Below are 15827 nucleotides of genomic sequence, written 5' to 3' on the forward strand. Positions count from 1 at the left end.
CGGTCAGCGTTAGTGCCATCGGGCAAATTATCATCAACAGGTAACGACCGTGCTCAACAAACTCTCTCGTCTGCTGGCCGATGCCGGTATATCTCTTACCGATCACCAGAAAAATCAGCTGATAGCGTATGTCGATATGCTGCATAAATGGAACAAAGCGTACAACCTGACGTCGGTGCGTGATCCCAACGACATGCTGGTACGTCATATTCTGGACAGCATTGTCGTTGCGCCACACCTGCAGGGAGAACGTTTTATTGACGTTGGTACGGGTCCTGGACTGCCGGGTATTCCGCTCTCCATTGTACGTCCAGAGGCGCATTTCACTCTGTTAGACAGTTTGGGGAAACGCGTACGCTTCTTGCGTCAGGTGCAGCATGAACTCAAGCTGGAAAACATCACCCCGGTACAAAGTCGGGTTGAGGATTTTCCTTCGGAACCGCCTTTTGATGGCGTGATCAGCCGTGCTTTCGCCTCGCTGAACGATATGGTGACCTGGTGCCATCATTTACCGGGTCAAAACGGACGCTTTTACGCGTTGAAGGGGCAGTTGCCTGAGGATGAAATTGCCTCTTTGCCTGCTGAGTTCTGCGTCGAGTCGGTTGAAAAATTACGCGTTCCACAACTGGATGGCGAACGTCATCTGGTGGTGATTAAGCCAAACAAAATTTAATATTTGTCAAAAAAAATAGAAATAAAACGGTGCGTCAGGCGTTAAAAAATAGGGGTGATCGTGTGGTTAAATGTTGTTACATTTCACCGGTGACTTACTGTTTTGCATCATAACTATAACGTACCGTTTTTTGTTAAAAGTGAAACAAGTCAACTGTGAAAATATCAGGCTGCTAAAAATAGAACCCAACAATCATCGGTGTTGTGTTAATTTTTTATTATAAATGTCAATAAGTGGTGTTTTTGTTGTTAGGCGCTATTTTTAAAAGAGTGATGATTTTTAGGCTTAAATATCAAAAAGATGAAAAGGCATCATTTGCCACGCAATTTAATTATGCGAAGGTGAATATGTTCAATATGTGATCTGTCGCACGCTTTGCAGCCAGTGTTTACGCGGTATTTGCAGTTTTGCATGATCGTTCACAGTTTGCCAAAAAGTAATAAATGTGGCCCAGAGAAAAATATTTAAACATTTATTCACTTTTTAGCTACTTATTGTTTGAAATCACGAAGGCGCACCGTATAATTTGTCCGCTTTTTGATGCTTGACTCTAAGCCATAAAGAACGTTTTATACGACACGCGGCGTACCTCGAAGGGAGCAGGAGTAAAAACGTGATGTCTATGTCGCTCTTGAGTCGAAACGTTGCACGTAAGCTTTTGCTCACACAGCTTCTGGTGGTAATGGCAAGTGGATTGCTGTTTAGCCTCAAAGACCCTTTCTGGGGCATCTCCGCATTGTGCGGTGGATTGGCAGTGTTACTGCCTAATATGTTGTTTATGATATTTGCCTGGCGTCACCAGGCACATACACCAGCAAGAGGTCGAGTGGCCTGGTCGTTCGCCTTCGGCGAAGCCTTCAAGGTGTTAGCGATGCTGGTTTTGCTGGTGGTGGCGTTGGCGGTTTTGAAGGCGGTATTTACGCCGCTGATCGTTACGTGGGTTTTGGTGCTGGTGGTTCAGATACTGGCACCGGCTGTAATTAACAACAAAGGGTAAAGGCATCATGGCTTCAGAAAATATGACGCCGCAGGATTACATAGGACACCATCTGAATAACCTTCAGTTGGACCTACGTACATTCTCGCTGGTGGATCCGCACAACCCCCCAGCCACCTTCTGGACGCTCAATATTGACTCCATGTTTTTCTCGGTGGTTCTGGGTCTGTTGTTCCTGCTTGTGTTCCGTAGCGTGGCCAAAAAGGCAACCAGCGGCGTACCGGGTAAATTTCAGACCGCGATTGAGCTGGTAATCGGCTTTGTACATGGTAGCGTGAAAGACATGTACCATGGCAAAAGCAAGCTGATTGCTCCGCTGGCCCTGACGATTTTCGTCTGGGTATTCCTGATGAACCTGATGGATTTACTGCCTATCGACCTGCTGCCGTACATCGGTGAGCATATCTTTGGCCTGCCGGCTCTGCGTGTGGTTCCGTCTGCTGACGTGAACATCACCCTGTCGATGGCACTGGGCGTATTTATCCTCATTCTGTTCTACAGCATCAAAATGAAAGGCATCGGTGGCTTCACGAAAGAGTTGACGCTGCAGCCGTTCAATCACTGGGCGTTCATTCCTGTCAACTTAATCCTTGAAGGGGTAAGCCTGCTGTCCAAACCAATCTCTCTTGGTTTACGACTGTTCGGTAACATGTATGCCGGTGAGCTGATTTTCATTCTGATTGCTGGTCTGTTGCCGTGGTGGTCACAGTGGATCCTGAATGTGCCATGGGCCATTTTCCACATACTGATTATCACGCTGCAAGCCTTCATCTTCATGGTTCTGACGATTGTCTATCTGTCGATGGCGTCTGAAGAGCATTAATTTACCAACACTACTACGTTTTAACTGAAACAAACTGGAGACTGTCATGGAAAACCTGAATATGGATCTGCTGTACATGGCTGCCGCTGTGATGATGGGTCTGGCGGCAATCGGTGCTGCGATCGGTATCGGCATCCTCGGGGGGAAATTCCTGGAAGGCGCAGCGCGTCAACCTGATCTGATTCCTCTGCTGCGTACTCAGTTCTTTATCGTTATGGGTCTGGTGGATGCTATCCCGATGATCGCTGTAGGTCTGGGTCTGTACGTGATGTTCGCTGTCGCGTAGTAAGCGTTGCTTGAATTAAGAGCAATATCAGAACGTTAACTAGATAGAGGCATTGTGCTGTGAATCTTAACGCAACAATCCTCGGCCAGGCCATCGCGTTTGTCCTGTTCGTTCTGTTCTGCATGAAGTACGTATGGCCGCCATTAATGGCAGCCATCGAAAAACGTCAGAAAGAAATTGCTGACGGTCTTGCTTCTGCGGAACGAGCACATAAGGATCTTGACCTTGCAAAGGCCAGCGCGACCGACCAGCTGAAAAAAGCGAAGGCGGAAGCTCAGGTAATTATTGAGCAGGCGAACAAACGTCGCGCTCAGATCCTGGACGAAGCCAAAACTGAAGCAGAGCAGGAACGTACTAAAATCGTGGCACAAGCGCAGGCGGAAATTGACGCTGAACGTAAACGTGCTCGCGAAGAACTGCGTAAGCAAGTCGCTATCCTGGCTGTTGCTGGCGCCGAGAAGATCATCGAACGTTCCGTGGATGAAGCTGCTAACAGCGACATCGTGGACAAACTTGTCGCTGAACTGTAAGGAGGGAGGGGCTGATGTCTGAATTTATTACGGTAGCTCGCCCCTACGCCAAAGCAGCTTTTGACTTTGCCGTTGAGCACCAGAGCGTTGACCGTTGGCAGGATATGCTGACGTTCGCCGCTGAGGTGACGAAGAACGAACAAATGGCAGAGCTTCTCTCTGGCGCGCTGGCGCCGGAAACGCTCGCTGAGTCGTTTATCGCAGTCTGCGGTGAGCAGCTGGACGAAAGCGGCCAAAACCTGATTAAGGTAATGGCTGAAAATAACCGTCTGAATGCGCTCCCGGATGTTCTTGAGCAGTTTATTCACCTGCGTGCAGCCAGTGAGGCTATCTCTGAGGTAGAAGTCACTTCTGCCAATGCACTGAGTGATGAGCAGCTTGCGAAGATCAGCGCCGCGATGGAAAAACGTCTGTCACGCAAAGTTAAGCTGAATTGCAAAATCGATAAGTCTGTAATGGCGGGCGTAATCATCCGTGCGGGTGATATGGTCATTGATGGCAGCGTACGCGGCCGTCTTGAGCGCCTTGCAGACGTCTTGCAGTCTTAAGGGGACTGGAGCATGCAACTGAATTCCACCGAAATCAGCGAACTGATCAAGCAGCGCATTGCTCAGTTCAGTGTTGTGAGCGAAGCTCATAACGAAGGTACTATTGTTTCTGTAAGTGACGGTGTTATCCGCATCCACGGCCTTGCCGATTGTATGCAGGGTGAGATGATTTCCCTGCCGGGTAACCGTTACGCTATCGCACTGAACCTGGAGCGCGACTCCGTAGGTGCAGTTGTGATGGGTCCATACGCTGACCTCGCCGAAGGCATGAAGGTTAAGTGTACGGGTCGTATCCTTGAAGTTCCGGTAGGCCGTGGCCTGCTGGGTCGTGTGGTGAACACTCTGGGTTCCCCAATCGACGGTAAAGGTCCGGTTGATAACGATGGCTTCTCGCCAATCGAAGTTATCGCACCGGGCGTAATCGAACGTCAGTCCGTCGATCAGCCGGTACAGACCGGTTATAAATCCGTTGATGCCATGATCCCAATCGGACGTGGTCAGCGTGAGCTGATCATCGGTGACCGTCAGACCGGTAAAACCGCGATGGCGATCGATGCGATCATCAACCAACGTGACTCCGGCATCAAATGTGTGTACGTGGCTATCGGCCAGAAAGCGTCCACCATTTCTAACGTGGTTCGTAAACTGGAAGAGCACGGCGCACTGTCCAACACTATCGTTGTTGTGGCTACCGCGTCTGAATCTGCTGCACTGCAATACCTGGCACCGTATGCGGGTTGCGCAATGGGCGAATACTTCCGTGACCGCGGTGAAGATGCACTGATCGTTTACGATGACCTGTCCAAACAGGCTGTTGCTTACCGTCAGGTTTCCCTGCTGCTGCGTCGTCCGCCAGGACGTGAAGCATTCCCAGGCGACGTATTTTACCTCCACTCCCGTCTGCTGGAGCGCGCATCCCGCGTTAACGCTGAATACGTTGAGAAGTTCACCAATGGTGAAGTTAAAGGTAAAACCGGCTCCCTGACCGCTCTGCCGATTATCGAAACCCAGGCGGGTGACGTTTCTGCGTTCGTTCCGACCAACGTAATCTCGATTACCGATGGTCAGATCTTCCTGGAAACCAACCTGTTTAACTCCGGTATTCGTCCGGCGGTTAACCCGGGTATCTCCGTATCGCGTGTAGGTGGTGCAGCGCAGACCAAGATCATCAAGAAACTGTCCGGTGGTATTCGTACCGCGCTGGCGCAGTATCGTGAACTGGCCGCGTTTTCTCAGTTCGCTTCCGACCTGGATGAAGCTACGCGTAAGCAGCTGAGTCATGGTCAGAAAGTCACTGAACTGCTGAAGCAGAAACAGTATGCCCCAATGTCTGTTGCACAGCAGGGTGTGGTGTTGTTTGCGGCTGAACGCGGTTACCTCGAAGATGTGGAACTGGCGAAGATCGGTAGTTTCGAAGCTGCTCTGCTGGCTTACGTCGACCGTGACCACGCTCCGCTGATGCAAGAGATCAACCAGTCCGGTGGCTATAACGACGAAATCGAGGGCAAGCTGAAAGCTATCCTCGATTCCTTCAAAGCAACCCAGTCCTGGTAACGTCTGGCGGTCTGTCTTAGGACGGACCGCAAGGCATTGAGGAGAAGCTCATGGCCGGCGCAAAAGAGATACGTAGTAAGATCGCAAGCGTCCAGAACACGCAGAAGATCACTAAAGCGATGGAGATGGTCGCCGCTTCCAAAATGCGTAAATCGCAGGATCGCATGGCGGCCAGCCGTCCTTATGCAGAGACCATGCGCAAAGTGATTGGTCACCTTGCGAATGGTAATCTGGAATATAAGCACCCTTACCTGGAAGAACGCGACGTTAAACGCGTGGGCTACCTGGTGGTGTCGACCGACCGTGGTCTGTGCGGCGGCTTGAACATTAACCTGTTCAAAAAGCTGTTGGCGGATATGAAAGCATGGTCCGATAAAGGCGTTCAGTGCGACATCGCAATGATCGGCTCTAAGGGTGTGTCTTTCTTTAACTCCGTTGGCGGTAACGTGGTTGCTCAGGTAACCGGCATGGGGGATAACCCTTCCCTGTCCGAACTGATCGGTCCGGTTAAAGTGATGCTGCAGGCCTACGATGAAGGCCGTCTGGACAGACTGTACGTTGTCAGCAACAAATTTATTAACACCATGTCACAGGTTCCGACCCTCACTCAGATGTTGCCGTTACCGGCATCAGAAGATGAAGAGTTGAAACAAAAAGCCTGGGATTACCTGTATGAACCAGACCCGAAACCGCTGCTGGATACCCTGCTGCGTCGTTACGTTGAATCACAGGTTTATCAGGGCGTGGTAGAAAACCTGGCCAGCGAGCAGGCCGCACGTATGGTGGCGATGAAAGCCGCGACCGACAATGGCGGCAGCCTGATTAAAGAGCTGCAGTTGGTATACAACAAAGCTCGTCAGGCCAGCATTACTCAGGAACTCACCGAGATCGTCGGTGGTGCATCCGCGGTATAACCAGGTTAATTCGTAGAGGATTCAAGATGGCTACTGGAAAAATTGTCCAGGTAATCGGCGCCGTAGTTGACGTCGAATTCCCTCAGGATGCCGTACCGCGTGTGTACGAAGCCCTTGAGGTTCAGAATGGTAATGAAGTTCTGGTGCTGGAAGTTCAGCAGCAGCTCGGTGGCGGTATCGTGCGTACCATCGCCATGGGTTCTTCCGACGGTCTGCGTCGTGGTCTGGAAGTTAAAGATCTCGAGCACCCAATCGAAGTCCCGGTAGGTAAAGCAACACTGGGTCGTATCATGAACGTATTGGGTCACCCGATCGACATGAAAGGCGACATCGGTGAAGAAGAGCGTTGGGCTATCCACCGCGCAGCACCATCCTATGAAGAGCTGTCCAGCTCTCAGGAACTGCTGGAAACCGGCATCAAAGTTATCGACCTGATGTGTCCGTTCGCGAAGGGCGGTAAAGTCGGTCTGTTCGGTGGTGCGGGTGTAGGTAAAACCGTAAACATGATGGAGCTGATCCGTAACATCGCGATCGAGCACTCCGGTTACTCCGTGTTTGCGGGCGTGGGTGAACGTACTCGTGAGGGTAACGACTTCTACCACGAAATGACCGACTCCAACGTTCTGGACAAAGTATCCCTGGTATATGGCCAGATGAACGAGCCGCCGGGAAACCGTCTGCGCGTTGCACTGACCGGTCTGACCATGGCTGAGAAGTTCCGTGACGAAGGCCGTGACGTTCTGCTGTTCGTCGATAACATCTATCGTTATACCCTGGCCGGTACGGAAGTATCCGCTCTGCTGGGCCGTATGCCATCAGCGGTAGGCTATCAGCCGACTCTGGCGGAAGAGATGGGTGTTCTTCAGGAACGTATCACCTCAACTAAAACCGGTTCTATCACCTCCGTTCAGGCGGTATACGTACCTGCGGATGACTTGACTGACCCATCCCCAGCCACCACCTTTGCTCACTTAGATGCAACAGTGGTACTGAGCCGTCAGATCGCATCCCTGGGTATCTACCCGGCCGTTGACCCGCTGGACTCCACCAGCCGTCAGCTGGATCCGCTGGTTGTTGGTCAGGAACACTACGACACTGCGCGTGGCGTACAGTCCCTGCTGCAGCGTTACCAGGAACTGAAAGACATCATCGCCATCCTGGGTATGGATGAACTGTCTGAAGAAGACAAACTGGTGGTAGCACGTGCGCGTAAGATCCAGCGTTTCCTGTCCCAGCCGTTCTTCGTTGCGGAAGTATTCACCGGTTCTCCGGGTAAATACGTATCCCTGAAAGACACCATCCGTGGCTTTAAAGGCATCATGGAAGGCGAATACGACCACCTGCCAGAGCAGGCGTTCTACATGGTCGGTTCTATCGACGAAGCCGTGGAAAAAGCGAAAAAACTTTAACGCCTTAATCGGAGGGTGATATGGCAATGACTTACCACCTGGATGTCGTCAGCGCAGAGCAACAAATGTTCTCTGGTCTGGTCGAAAAAATCCAGGTAACGGGTAGTGAAGGTGAACTGGGTATTTTCCCGGGACACGCACCGCTGCTCACCGCCATTAAGCCTGGTATGATCCGCATCGTTAAACAGTTCGGTCATGAAGAGTTTATCTATCTGTCCGGCGGCATTCTTGAAGTGCAGCCTGGCAATGTGACCGTACTGGCTGATACCGCGATTCGCGGGCAGGATCTCGATGAAGCGAGAGCCCTGGAAGCGAAACGTAAGGCAGAAGAGCACATTAAGAGCTCTCATGGTGACGTGGATTACGCTCAGGCATCTGCGGAACTGGCCAAAGCGATCGCCAAACTGCGCGTTATCGAGTTGACCAAAAAAGCGATGTAACACCGGCTTGAAACACAAAAACCAGTCTGATTTCAGGCTGGTTTTTTTATGCCTGTGTTTTAGTTAATTTGAAACTGAAAAGGTATTTTAAATTTTATGTGATATTAATCACATAAATATTGATCGATTAAAAAATGAAGCGTAGACTCTTTTTTGTGATGAGTGTCACATAATTAACTCAGATAAAAACGGGATACCAACATGAAACTGATCAACAAAATCATCGCCCTTTTCAGCAGCATGAACGTCTCTTTCGGCACGTTCAACCTGTAATACCTGCTTTAATGTGGCGCGATGCTTTGCGTAATTTATAAGCTAGCGCCATCTGTTCTCCTGTCGTTTTCGCACTATCCCCCGCCTCGATCCACTCCTTCTATTACCCCCTGAATTCGATAAATAAAATTGAGTCCGGACACTGAATTCTTTATTCATGGGGCAAAAAAATAGCAAAAACATTAACCTAAGGCTTTAATAAGAGCAGTCTCCTGTTTTTGGGAAGACAAAAGGCGTAGATATCGACGAAAATAGTGGGCTAAACGATAGGTATTTTCCCCTATTGAACGGTTTATCTTCGGCCCATTTCACGATGAAAAAAATGTAGTATTTTCAATGTGAAACGGTATAAATTCGTTCTTAAATTACAGTCAGGACGTGTATGTTGAATAGTGCTATGAGCGTCGTGATCCTTGCCGCAGGCAAAGGTACACGTATGTATTCCGATCTTCCTAAAGTGCTGCATACCCTCGCGGGTAAATCGATGGTCCAGCATGTCATTGATGCTGCTAATGAATTAGGCGCAACTCGCGTACACCTTGTCTACGGACACGGTGGCGATCTGCTTAAACAAACGCTGAAAGATGACAACCTGAACTGGGTTCTGCAAGCAGAGCAGTTGGGTACCGGTCATGCTATGCAGCAGGCGGCGCCATTCTTTGGTGATGACGAAGACATTTTGATGCTTTATGGCGATGTTCCGCTCATCTCCACCGACACCTTACAGCGTCTGCGCGATGCAAAACCGCAGGGGGGCATCGGCCTGTTAACGGTGAAACTGGATGACCCAACCGGCTACGGGCGTATTACGCGTGAAAACGGCGTGGTTACTGGCATCGTTGAGCATAAAGATGCCACCGACGAGCAGCGTCAGATTCAGGAAATCAATACCGGTATTCTGGTGGCTAACGGTGCAGACATGAAGCGCTGGCTGGCAAAACTCACCAACAACAATGCGCAGGGTGAATACTACATCACCGATATCATTGCGATGGCCTATCATGAAGGACGTGAGATTGCCGCGGTACATCCGGCGCGTATTAGCGAAACGGAAGGCGTCAATAACCGTCTGCAGCTTTCCCTACTGGAGCGTGTTTATCAGTCCGAGCAGGCAGAAAAACTGCTGCTGGCTGGCGTGATGCTGCGCGATCCGGCGCGTTTTGATCTACGCGGTACGCTTATTCACGGGCGCGATGTTGAAATTGATACTAACGTTATCATTGAAGGTCACGTGACCCTCGGCGATCGCGTCAAGATTGGCGCAGGTTGCGTCATCAAGAACAGCGTGATTGGTGATGACTGTGAGCTTAGCCCATACAGCGTTGTGGAAGATGCACGCCTCGATGCGGCATGTACTATCGGTCCGTTTGCACGTTTACGTCCCGGCGCTGAGCTGCAGGAAGGCGCACACGTGGGTAACTTCGTCGAAATGAAAAAAGCGCGTCTGGGTAAAGGCTCCAAAGCCGGTCATCTGACGTATCTGGGCGATGCAGAAATTGGCGATAACGTGAACATCGGCGCAGGGACTATTACCTGCAACTACGATGGTGCCAATAAGTTTAAAACCATTATTGGCGACGATGTGTTTGTTGGTTCTGATACTCAGCTGGTGGCGCCTGTCTCCGTGGGTAAAGGCGCGACTATTGCCGCCGGGACCACCGTAACGCGTGATGTCGCGGATAACGAACTGGTTATCAGCCGGGTACCTCAGGTCCATAAACAAGGCTGGAAGCGTCCGGAGAAGAAGAAGTAATTAATTTTTGCTGGATGGCGACTTTGCCTTATCCGGCCTACGTGCGGTGACGTTCAGTAGGCCTGATAAACGTGATTGCCATCAGGCAGACAAGAGATGAGGGGATAATATAATCCTCCGCTCAACACGCAGTACCATAAAAATAACCCCACTCTCTACAAGGCTCGGGGCGCCCGTAAATACGGGTTTTATCCAAAGATTTCGCGTTGTGGTAAGGCGGCAAGCGCGTGAGACCATGGGAGCTTACAATCAGTAAGTGACCATGGCGAAAGCGTGCAGACAACACAGCCACAGCGTGAAAGGTGAAGGATAAATACAGGTTGACCGACAACGACAGGCATAATGCCTAAATTCGGAATCTAAAAATATGTGTGGAATTGTTGGCGCTATCGCGCAGCGTGATGTTGCTGAAATCCTTCTCGAAGGTTTACGTCGTCTGGAATATCGTGGTTATGACTCTGCTGGTCTGGCAGTTGTCGATGCTGAAGGCAAAATGACCCGTCTGCGTCGTCTGGGCAAAGTACAGATGCTTACCGCGGCTGCGGAAGATCATCCGTTACATGGCGGCACCGGTATTGCTCACACGCGTTGGGCAACGCATGGCGAACCTTCAGAAGCGAACGCGCATCCGCATGTTTCTGATCACATTGTGGTGGTGCATAACGGCATCATCGAAAACCATGAACCGCTGCGTGAAATGCTGAAAACACGTGGCTACACTTTTGTGTCAGAAACCGACACCGAAGTGATTGCTCACCTGGTGCACTGGGAGCTGGAGCAGGGTGGTACTCTGCGTGAGGCCGTACTGCGGACTATCCCGCAGCTGCGCGGTGCATACGGTACGGTGATCATGGATACCCGTAACCCTGAAATCCTGCTGGCGGCGCGTTCTGGTAGCCCACTGGTAATTGGTTTGGGCATGGGTGAGAACTTTATCGCTTCCGATCAGCTGGCGCTGCTGCCGGTAACCCGTCGCTTTATCTTCCTGGAAGAAGGCGATATTGCGGAAGTGACTCGTCGTTCAGTGACCATTTTCGACAAGTCTGGCGCGGAAGTTAAACGTCAGGACATTGAATCCAGTCTGCAATATGACGCGGGCGAAAAAGGTATCTATCGCCACTACATGCAGAAAGAGATCTACGAACAGCCGAATGCGATCAAAAATACGCTGACCGGGCGCATCAGCCACGGTGAGGTGGATTTAAGCGAGCTGGGTCCGCATGCCAACGAGATGCTGTCTCAGGTGGAGCATATTCAGATCATCGCCTGTGGTACGTCGTACAACTCAGGTATGGTGTCCCGCTACTGGTTTGAGTCGCTGGCGGGTATTCCGTGTGATGTGGAAATCGCCTCTGAATTCCGTTACCGCAAATCAGCCGTGCGTCGCAACAGCCTGATGATCACCCTGTCCCAGTCTGGTGAAACGGCGGATACCCTGGCGGGTCTGCGCTTATCAAAAGAATTGGGTTATCTGGGATCGCTGGCGATTTGTAACGTACCGGGGTCTTCACTGGTGCGTGAATCCGACCTGGCGATGATGACCAACGCCGGTACCGAAATCGGCGTGGCCTCCACGAAAGCATTTACCACCCAACTGACGGTACTGCTGATGCTGGTGGCGAAACTGTCTCGTCTGAAAGGCCTGGATGCGTCTATTGAGCATGACATCGTTCACGGTCTGCAGGCGCTGCCGAACCGTATTGAGCAGATGCTGTCTCAGGACAAACGCATTGCTGCCCTGGCGGAAGATTTCTCTGACAAACACCATGCGCTGTTCCTCGGCCGTGGCGATCAGTATCCGATTGCGCTGGAAGGCGCGCTGAAGCTGAAAGAGATCTCTTATATTCACGCGGAAGCCTACGCAGCTGGCGAGCTGAAACACGGCCCGCTGGCGCTGATTGATGCGGATATGCCGGTTATCGTCGTGGCACCGAACAACGAACTGTTGGAAAAACTGAAATCCAACATTGAAGAAGTTCGTGCCCGTGGCGGCCAACTGTACGTCTTCGCCGATCAAGATGCGGGCTTTACCAGCAACGAAAACATGCACATCATTGAGATGCCGCATGTGGAAGAGGTGATTGCTCCGATCTTCTATACCGTTCCGCTGCAACTGCTGGCGTATCACGTGGCGCTGATTAAAGGCACCGATGTCGATCAGCCGCGCAACCTGGCGAAGTCGGTTACCGTGGAATAAGCGATACCTCGCTGAACTGAAAATGCCCTGCTCAAAGCGGGGCATTTTTTTAAATGTGTTCTGTTTTTAATCAATTATCCCGCCTGTTTTATGTGACAAACCGTCATCTTCAGCTACTGTTTTCAGTGTCATAAAAAGAAAATTTTGCCGAACTATGATTGTCACATAATCGATTAACTTACTGTTTTTATACTGTTTCTAAATGTTCCTCGCGCATTATTTTTCATTGTCATAAAACTGTCATATTTCGTACATTTAACTGTCACCTGTTTGTCCTATTTTGCTTATCGTAGCCACTAAACAATGATTTACGAAAATCTTGCAGGAGACATTATGAAAGTTATGCGTACCACTGTCGCAACTGTTGTCGCCGCGACCTTATCCATGAGCGCGTTCTCTGTATTTGCCGCAGCGAGCCTGACAGGTGCAGGTGCAACTTTTCCTGCGCCAGTGTATGCCAAATGGGCTGATACTTATCAGAAAGAGACCGGTAGTAAAGTCAACTACCAGGGTATCGGTTCCTCCGGTGGTGTAAAACAAATTACGGCAAATACCGTTGATTTCGGCGCTTCTGATGCACCGTTGTCCGATGAGAAACTGGCACAGGAAGGCCTGTTCCAGTTCCCGACCGTGATCGGCGGTGTCGTGCTGGCTGTAAATATTCCAGGCCTGAAATCCGGCGAACTGGTGCTGGACGGTAAGACCCTGGGTGATATCTACCTCGGCAAAATCAAGAAGTGGGATGATGAAGCCATCACCAAACTGAACCCAGGGCTGAAACTGCCTTCGCAGAACATCGCCGTTGTGCGTCGTGCTGATGGTTCCGGTACCTCTTTCGTGTTCACCAGCTATTTGGCAAAAGTGAACGAAGAGTGGAAATCTAAAATTGGTGCAGGCTCTACCGTTAACTGGCCAACCGGTCTGGGCGGTAAAGGTAACGACGGTATCGCCGCGTTCGTACAGCGTCTGCCAGGCTCCATTGGTTACGTTGAATATGCTTACGCTAAGCAGAACAACCTGGCCTATACCAAACTGATTTCTGCTGACGGTAAACCGGTAAGCCCGACCGAAGAAAACTTTGCAAATGCGGCAAAAGGCGCTGACTGGAGCAAAACCTTCGCCCAGGATCTGACTAACCAGAAAGGTGATGAGGCATGGCCGATTACGTCCACCACATTCATCCTGGTTCACAAAGAGCAGAAGAAACCTGAGCAGGGCGTTGAAGTGCTGAAGTTCTTTGACTGGGCGTACAAAAATGGCGGTAAACAGGCTAATGACCTGGATTACGCCAGCCTGCCGGATAACGTGGTTGAGCAGATTCGTGCTGCATGGAAGACCAACGTGAAAGACAGCAGCGGTAAAGCACTGTACTAATAGAATATCTTTGACGAATTGGCGGATGGCGCTACGCTTATCCGCCCTACGGTTTCTACCGTAGGCCCAGAGTGTAGGCCGGATAAGCGTAGCGCCATCCGGCATGGGCAACTGAGTAAATGAGTTTAACTTAAAGAGTGATTTATGGCTGCAACCAAGCCTGCTTTTAACCCACCGGGTAAAAAGGGTGACATGATATTCAGCGTGCTGGTAAAACTGGCTGCGCTGATTGTGCTATTGATGTTGGGTGGCATTATTGTCTCTCTGATCATCTCCTCCTGGCCAAGCATTCAAAAATTTGGTTTCTCATTTTTGTGGACCAAAGAGTGGGATGCGCCAAACGACATCTACGGTGCGCTGGTACCGATTTACGGTACGCTGGTGACCTCGTTTATCGCCTTGCTGATCGCCGTTCCGGTGAGCTTCGGCATCGCTTTATTTTTGACTGAGTTAGCACCTAACTGGTTACGTCGCCCGCTGGGCATTGCAATTGAACTGCTGGCGGCGATCCCGAGTATTGTTTACGGCATGTGGGGCCTGTTTATTTTTGCCCCGCTGTTTGCAACCTACTTCCAGGAGCCGGTGGGTAACATCCTTTCCAACATTCCGTTTGTGGGTGCCCTGTTTGCGGGTCCGGCCTTTGGTATCGGTATTCTGGCAGCCGGTGTGATCCTGGCCATTATGATCATCCCGTACATTGCGGCGGTCATGCGCGATGTGTTCGAACAAACGCCGGTACTGATGAAAGAGTCAGCCTACGGCATCGGCTGTACGACCTGGGAAGTTATCTGGCGCATCGTCCTTCCGTTCACCAAAAATGGGGTGATTGGCGGCGTGATGTTGGGTCTTGGCCGCGCGCTGGGTGAAACCATGGCGGTGACCTTTATCATCGGTAACACCTACCAGCTCGACAGTGCATCGCTGTTTATGCCGGGTAACAGTATTACCTCTGCGTTGGCGAATGAATTTGCCGAAGCGGAATCTGGCCTGCATGTGGCTGCGTTGATGGAACTGGGGCTGATCCTGTTTGTGATCACCTTCATCGTGCTGGCAGCGTCTAAGTTCATGATCATGCGCCTTGCGAAGAACGAGGGGGCACGCTAATGGCTACGCTTGATATGCAAAACACCGCCGCGCTGGCGGAGTCTCGTCGTAAGATGCAGGCGCGTCGCCGCTTGAAAAACCGCATCGCACTGACGCTCTCAATGGGGACGATGGCGTTCGGTCTGTTCTGGTTGGTGTGGATCCTGTTCTCAACGGTGGTTCGCGGTATCGATGGTATGTCGCTGGCGCTGTTCACTGAAATGACGCCGCCGCCGAATACGGCGGGTGGCGGTCTGGCGAATGCCCTGGCGGGCAGCGGGCTGTTGATCCTGTGGGCGACCGTGTTGGGTACGCCGCTCGGTATTATGGCGGGCATCTATCTGGCCGAGTACGGGCGTAAGTCCTGGCTGGCTGAGATTATCCGCTTTATCAACGACATCCTGCTGTCTGCGCCGTCGATTGTTGTGGGTCTGTTCGTTTACACCGTGGTCGTCGCGAAAATGGAGCACTTCTCTGGCTGGGCGGGCGTGATTGCGCTGGCGCTGCTGCAGGTGCCAATCGTGATTCGTACCACCGAAAACATGCTCAAACTGGTGCCGGATAGCCTGCGTGAAGCGGCCTATGCGCTGGGTACGCCGAAGTGGAAGATGATTTCAGCGATCACCCTGAAGGCGTCTGTCTCCGGCATTATCACCGGTGTTTTGCTGGCGATTGCGCGTATTGCCGGTGAAACCGCTCCGCTGCTGTTTACATCGCTCTCCAATCAGTTCTGGAGCACCGACATGATGCAGCCGATAGCCAACCTGCCGGTGACCATCTTTAAGTTTGCGATGAGCCCATTTGTGGAATGGCAGCAACTGGCCTGGGCCGGGGTGCTGATTATTACCCTGTGCGTACTGCTGCTGAACATTCTGGCGCGCGTTATTTTCGCGAAGAAGAAACACGGTTAAGACGAATTGCCGGATGGCGGCGTAAACGCCTTATCCGGCCTACGGTCGAACATATTTGTAGG

General features: G+C 51.2%; 15 protein-coding genes. All 15 read left to right on the forward strand.

What is annotated here, in order from left to right; genetic code table 11:
* The first annotated feature begins 49 nt into the window (after positions 1-49).
* The 15 genes from rsmG (at position 50) to pstA (ending at position 15765) form a co-directional block, all read left to right on the forward strand.
* Positions 50-673: a 16S rRNA (guanine(527)-N(7))-methyltransferase RsmG gene (rsmG, locus tag FDW98_RS21650; RefSeq protein WP_096758976.1), complete on the forward strand. Its 624-nt coding sequence runs from the start codon at positions 50-52 to the stop codon at positions 671-673.
* A 616-nt stretch (positions 674-1289) separates the two neighbouring features.
* Complete coding sequence (gene atpI / locus FDW98_RS21655; RefSeq protein WP_096758977.1) at positions 1290-1670, forward strand: F0F1 ATP synthase subunit I; 381 nt, start codon at positions 1290-1292, stop codon at positions 1668-1670.
* Between the two features lie 7 nt (positions 1671-1677).
* Positions 1678-2493, forward strand: coding sequence for a F0F1 ATP synthase subunit A (gene atpB / locus FDW98_RS21660; protein ID WP_096758978.1), 816 nt, complete (start codon positions 1678-1680; stop codon positions 2491-2493).
* Positions 2494-2539: 46 nt separating this feature from the next.
* The gene (gene atpE / locus FDW98_RS21665) at positions 2540-2779 is read left to right on the forward strand and encodes a F0F1 ATP synthase subunit C (RefSeq protein WP_000429386.1); all 240 of its coding nucleotides are present in this window, start codon (positions 2540-2542) and stop codon (positions 2777-2779) included.
* Positions 2780-2838: 59 nt separating this feature from the next.
* Positions 2839-3309 (forward strand): F0F1 ATP synthase subunit B, encoded by a 471-nt coding sequence (gene atpF / locus FDW98_RS21670; RefSeq protein WP_003827022.1) that lies wholly within the window; start codon positions 2839-2841, stop codon positions 3307-3309.
* A 14-nt stretch (positions 3310-3323) separates the two neighbouring features.
* A complete protein-coding gene (gene atpH / locus FDW98_RS21675; protein WP_096758979.1) occupies positions 3324-3857 on the forward strand; it encodes a F0F1 ATP synthase subunit delta in 534 nt (177 codons plus the stop codon).
* Between the two features lie 12 nt (positions 3858-3869).
* The gene (gene atpA, locus FDW98_RS21680; RefSeq protein ID WP_003827026.1) at positions 3870-5411 is read left to right on the forward strand and encodes a F0F1 ATP synthase subunit alpha; all 1542 of its coding nucleotides are present in this window, start codon (positions 3870-3872) and stop codon (positions 5409-5411) included.
* A gap of 50 nt (positions 5412-5461) precedes the next feature.
* Positions 5462-6325, forward strand: coding sequence for a F0F1 ATP synthase subunit gamma (atpG, locus tag FDW98_RS21685; RefSeq protein ID WP_096758980.1), 864 nt, complete (start codon positions 5462-5464; stop codon positions 6323-6325).
* Between the two features lie 26 nt (positions 6326-6351).
* Complete coding sequence (gene atpD / locus FDW98_RS21690; RefSeq protein ID WP_096758981.1) at positions 6352-7734, forward strand: F0F1 ATP synthase subunit beta; 1383 nt, start codon at positions 6352-6354, stop codon at positions 7732-7734.
* Positions 7735-7754: 20 nt separating this feature from the next.
* Complete coding sequence (locus FDW98_RS21695) at positions 7755-8174, forward strand: F0F1 ATP synthase subunit epsilon (RefSeq protein ID WP_005121460.1); 420 nt, start codon at positions 7755-7757, stop codon at positions 8172-8174.
* A gap of 655 nt (positions 8175-8829) precedes the next feature.
* On the forward strand, positions 8830-10200 hold the full coding sequence (gene glmU, locus FDW98_RS21700) for a bifunctional UDP-N-acetylglucosamine diphosphorylase/glucosamine-1-phosphate N-acetyltransferase GlmU (RefSeq protein WP_096758982.1): 1371 nt from the start codon (positions 8830-8832) through the stop codon (positions 10198-10200).
* Between the two features lie 367 nt (positions 10201-10567).
* Complete coding sequence (glmS, locus tag FDW98_RS21705) at positions 10568-12397, forward strand: glutamine--fructose-6-phosphate transaminase (isomerizing) (RefSeq protein WP_096758983.1); 1830 nt, start codon at positions 10568-10570, stop codon at positions 12395-12397.
* 333 nt (positions 12398-12730) lie between these two features.
* A complete protein-coding gene (pstS, locus tag FDW98_RS21710; protein WP_096758984.1) occupies positions 12731-13771 on the forward strand; it encodes a phosphate ABC transporter substrate-binding protein PstS in 1041 nt (346 codons plus the stop codon).
* Positions 13772-13915: 144 nt separating this feature from the next.
* Positions 13916-14875: a phosphate ABC transporter permease PstC gene (gene pstC / locus FDW98_RS21715; RefSeq protein ID WP_096758985.1), complete on the forward strand. Its 960-nt coding sequence runs from the start codon at positions 13916-13918 to the stop codon at positions 14873-14875.
* Entirely contained in the window at positions 14875-15765 is an 891-nt protein-coding gene (pstA, locus tag FDW98_RS21720) for a phosphate ABC transporter permease PstA (RefSeq protein WP_096758986.1), read from the forward strand. The genes pstC and pstA overlap by 1 nt, the downstream gene beginning before the upstream one ends.
* The last annotated feature ends 62 nt before the right edge of the window (positions 15766-15827 follow it).

The organism is Citrobacter sp. wls711, assembly GCF_005281055.1.
GTDB classification, from domain to species: domain Bacteria; phylum Pseudomonadota; class Gammaproteobacteria; order Enterobacterales; family Enterobacteriaceae; genus Citrobacter; species Citrobacter gillenii.

Excerpts from the sequence above, each read along its gene's own strand:
- atpI (WP_096758977.1), top strand. The coding sequence starts at position 1,290 with ATGTCTATGTCGCTCTTGAGTCGAAACGTTGCACGTAAGCTTTTGCTC.
- atpB (WP_096758978.1), top strand. The coding sequence starts at position 1,678 with ATGGCTTCAGAAAATATGACGCCGCAGGATTACATAGGACACCATCTG.
- atpE (WP_000429386.1), top strand. The coding sequence starts at position 2,540 with ATGGAAAACCTGAATATGGATCTGCTGTACATGGCTGCCGCTGTGATG.
- atpH (WP_096758979.1), top strand. The coding sequence starts at position 3,324 with ATGTCTGAATTTATTACGGTAGCTCGCCCCTACGCCAAAGCAGCTTTT.
- atpA (WP_003827026.1), top strand. The coding sequence starts at position 3,870 with ATGCAACTGAATTCCACCGAAATCAGCGAACTGATCAAGCAGCGCATT.
- atpG (WP_096758980.1), top strand. The coding sequence starts at position 5,462 with ATGGCCGGCGCAAAAGAGATACGTAGTAAGATCGCAAGCGTCCAGAAC.
- atpD (WP_096758981.1), top strand. The coding sequence starts at position 6,352 with ATGGCTACTGGAAAAATTGTCCAGGTAATCGGCGCCGTAGTTGACGTC.
- FDW98_RS21695 (WP_005121460.1), top strand. The coding sequence starts at position 7,755 with ATGGCAATGACTTACCACCTGGATGTCGTCAGCGCAGAGCAACAAATG.
- glmU (WP_096758982.1), top strand. The coding sequence starts at position 8,830 with ATGTTGAATAGTGCTATGAGCGTCGTGATCCTTGCCGCAGGCAAAGGT.
- glmS (WP_096758983.1), top strand. The coding sequence starts at position 10,568 with ATGTGTGGAATTGTTGGCGCTATCGCGCAGCGTGATGTTGCTGAAATC.
- pstS (WP_096758984.1), top strand. The coding sequence starts at position 12,731 with ATGAAAGTTATGCGTACCACTGTCGCAACTGTTGTCGCCGCGACCTTA.
- pstC (WP_096758985.1), top strand. The coding sequence starts at position 13,916 with ATGGCTGCAACCAAGCCTGCTTTTAACCCACCGGGTAAAAAGGGTGAC.
- pstA (WP_096758986.1), top strand. The coding sequence starts at position 14,875 with ATGGCTACGCTTGATATGCAAAACACCGCCGCGCTGGCGGAGTCTCGT.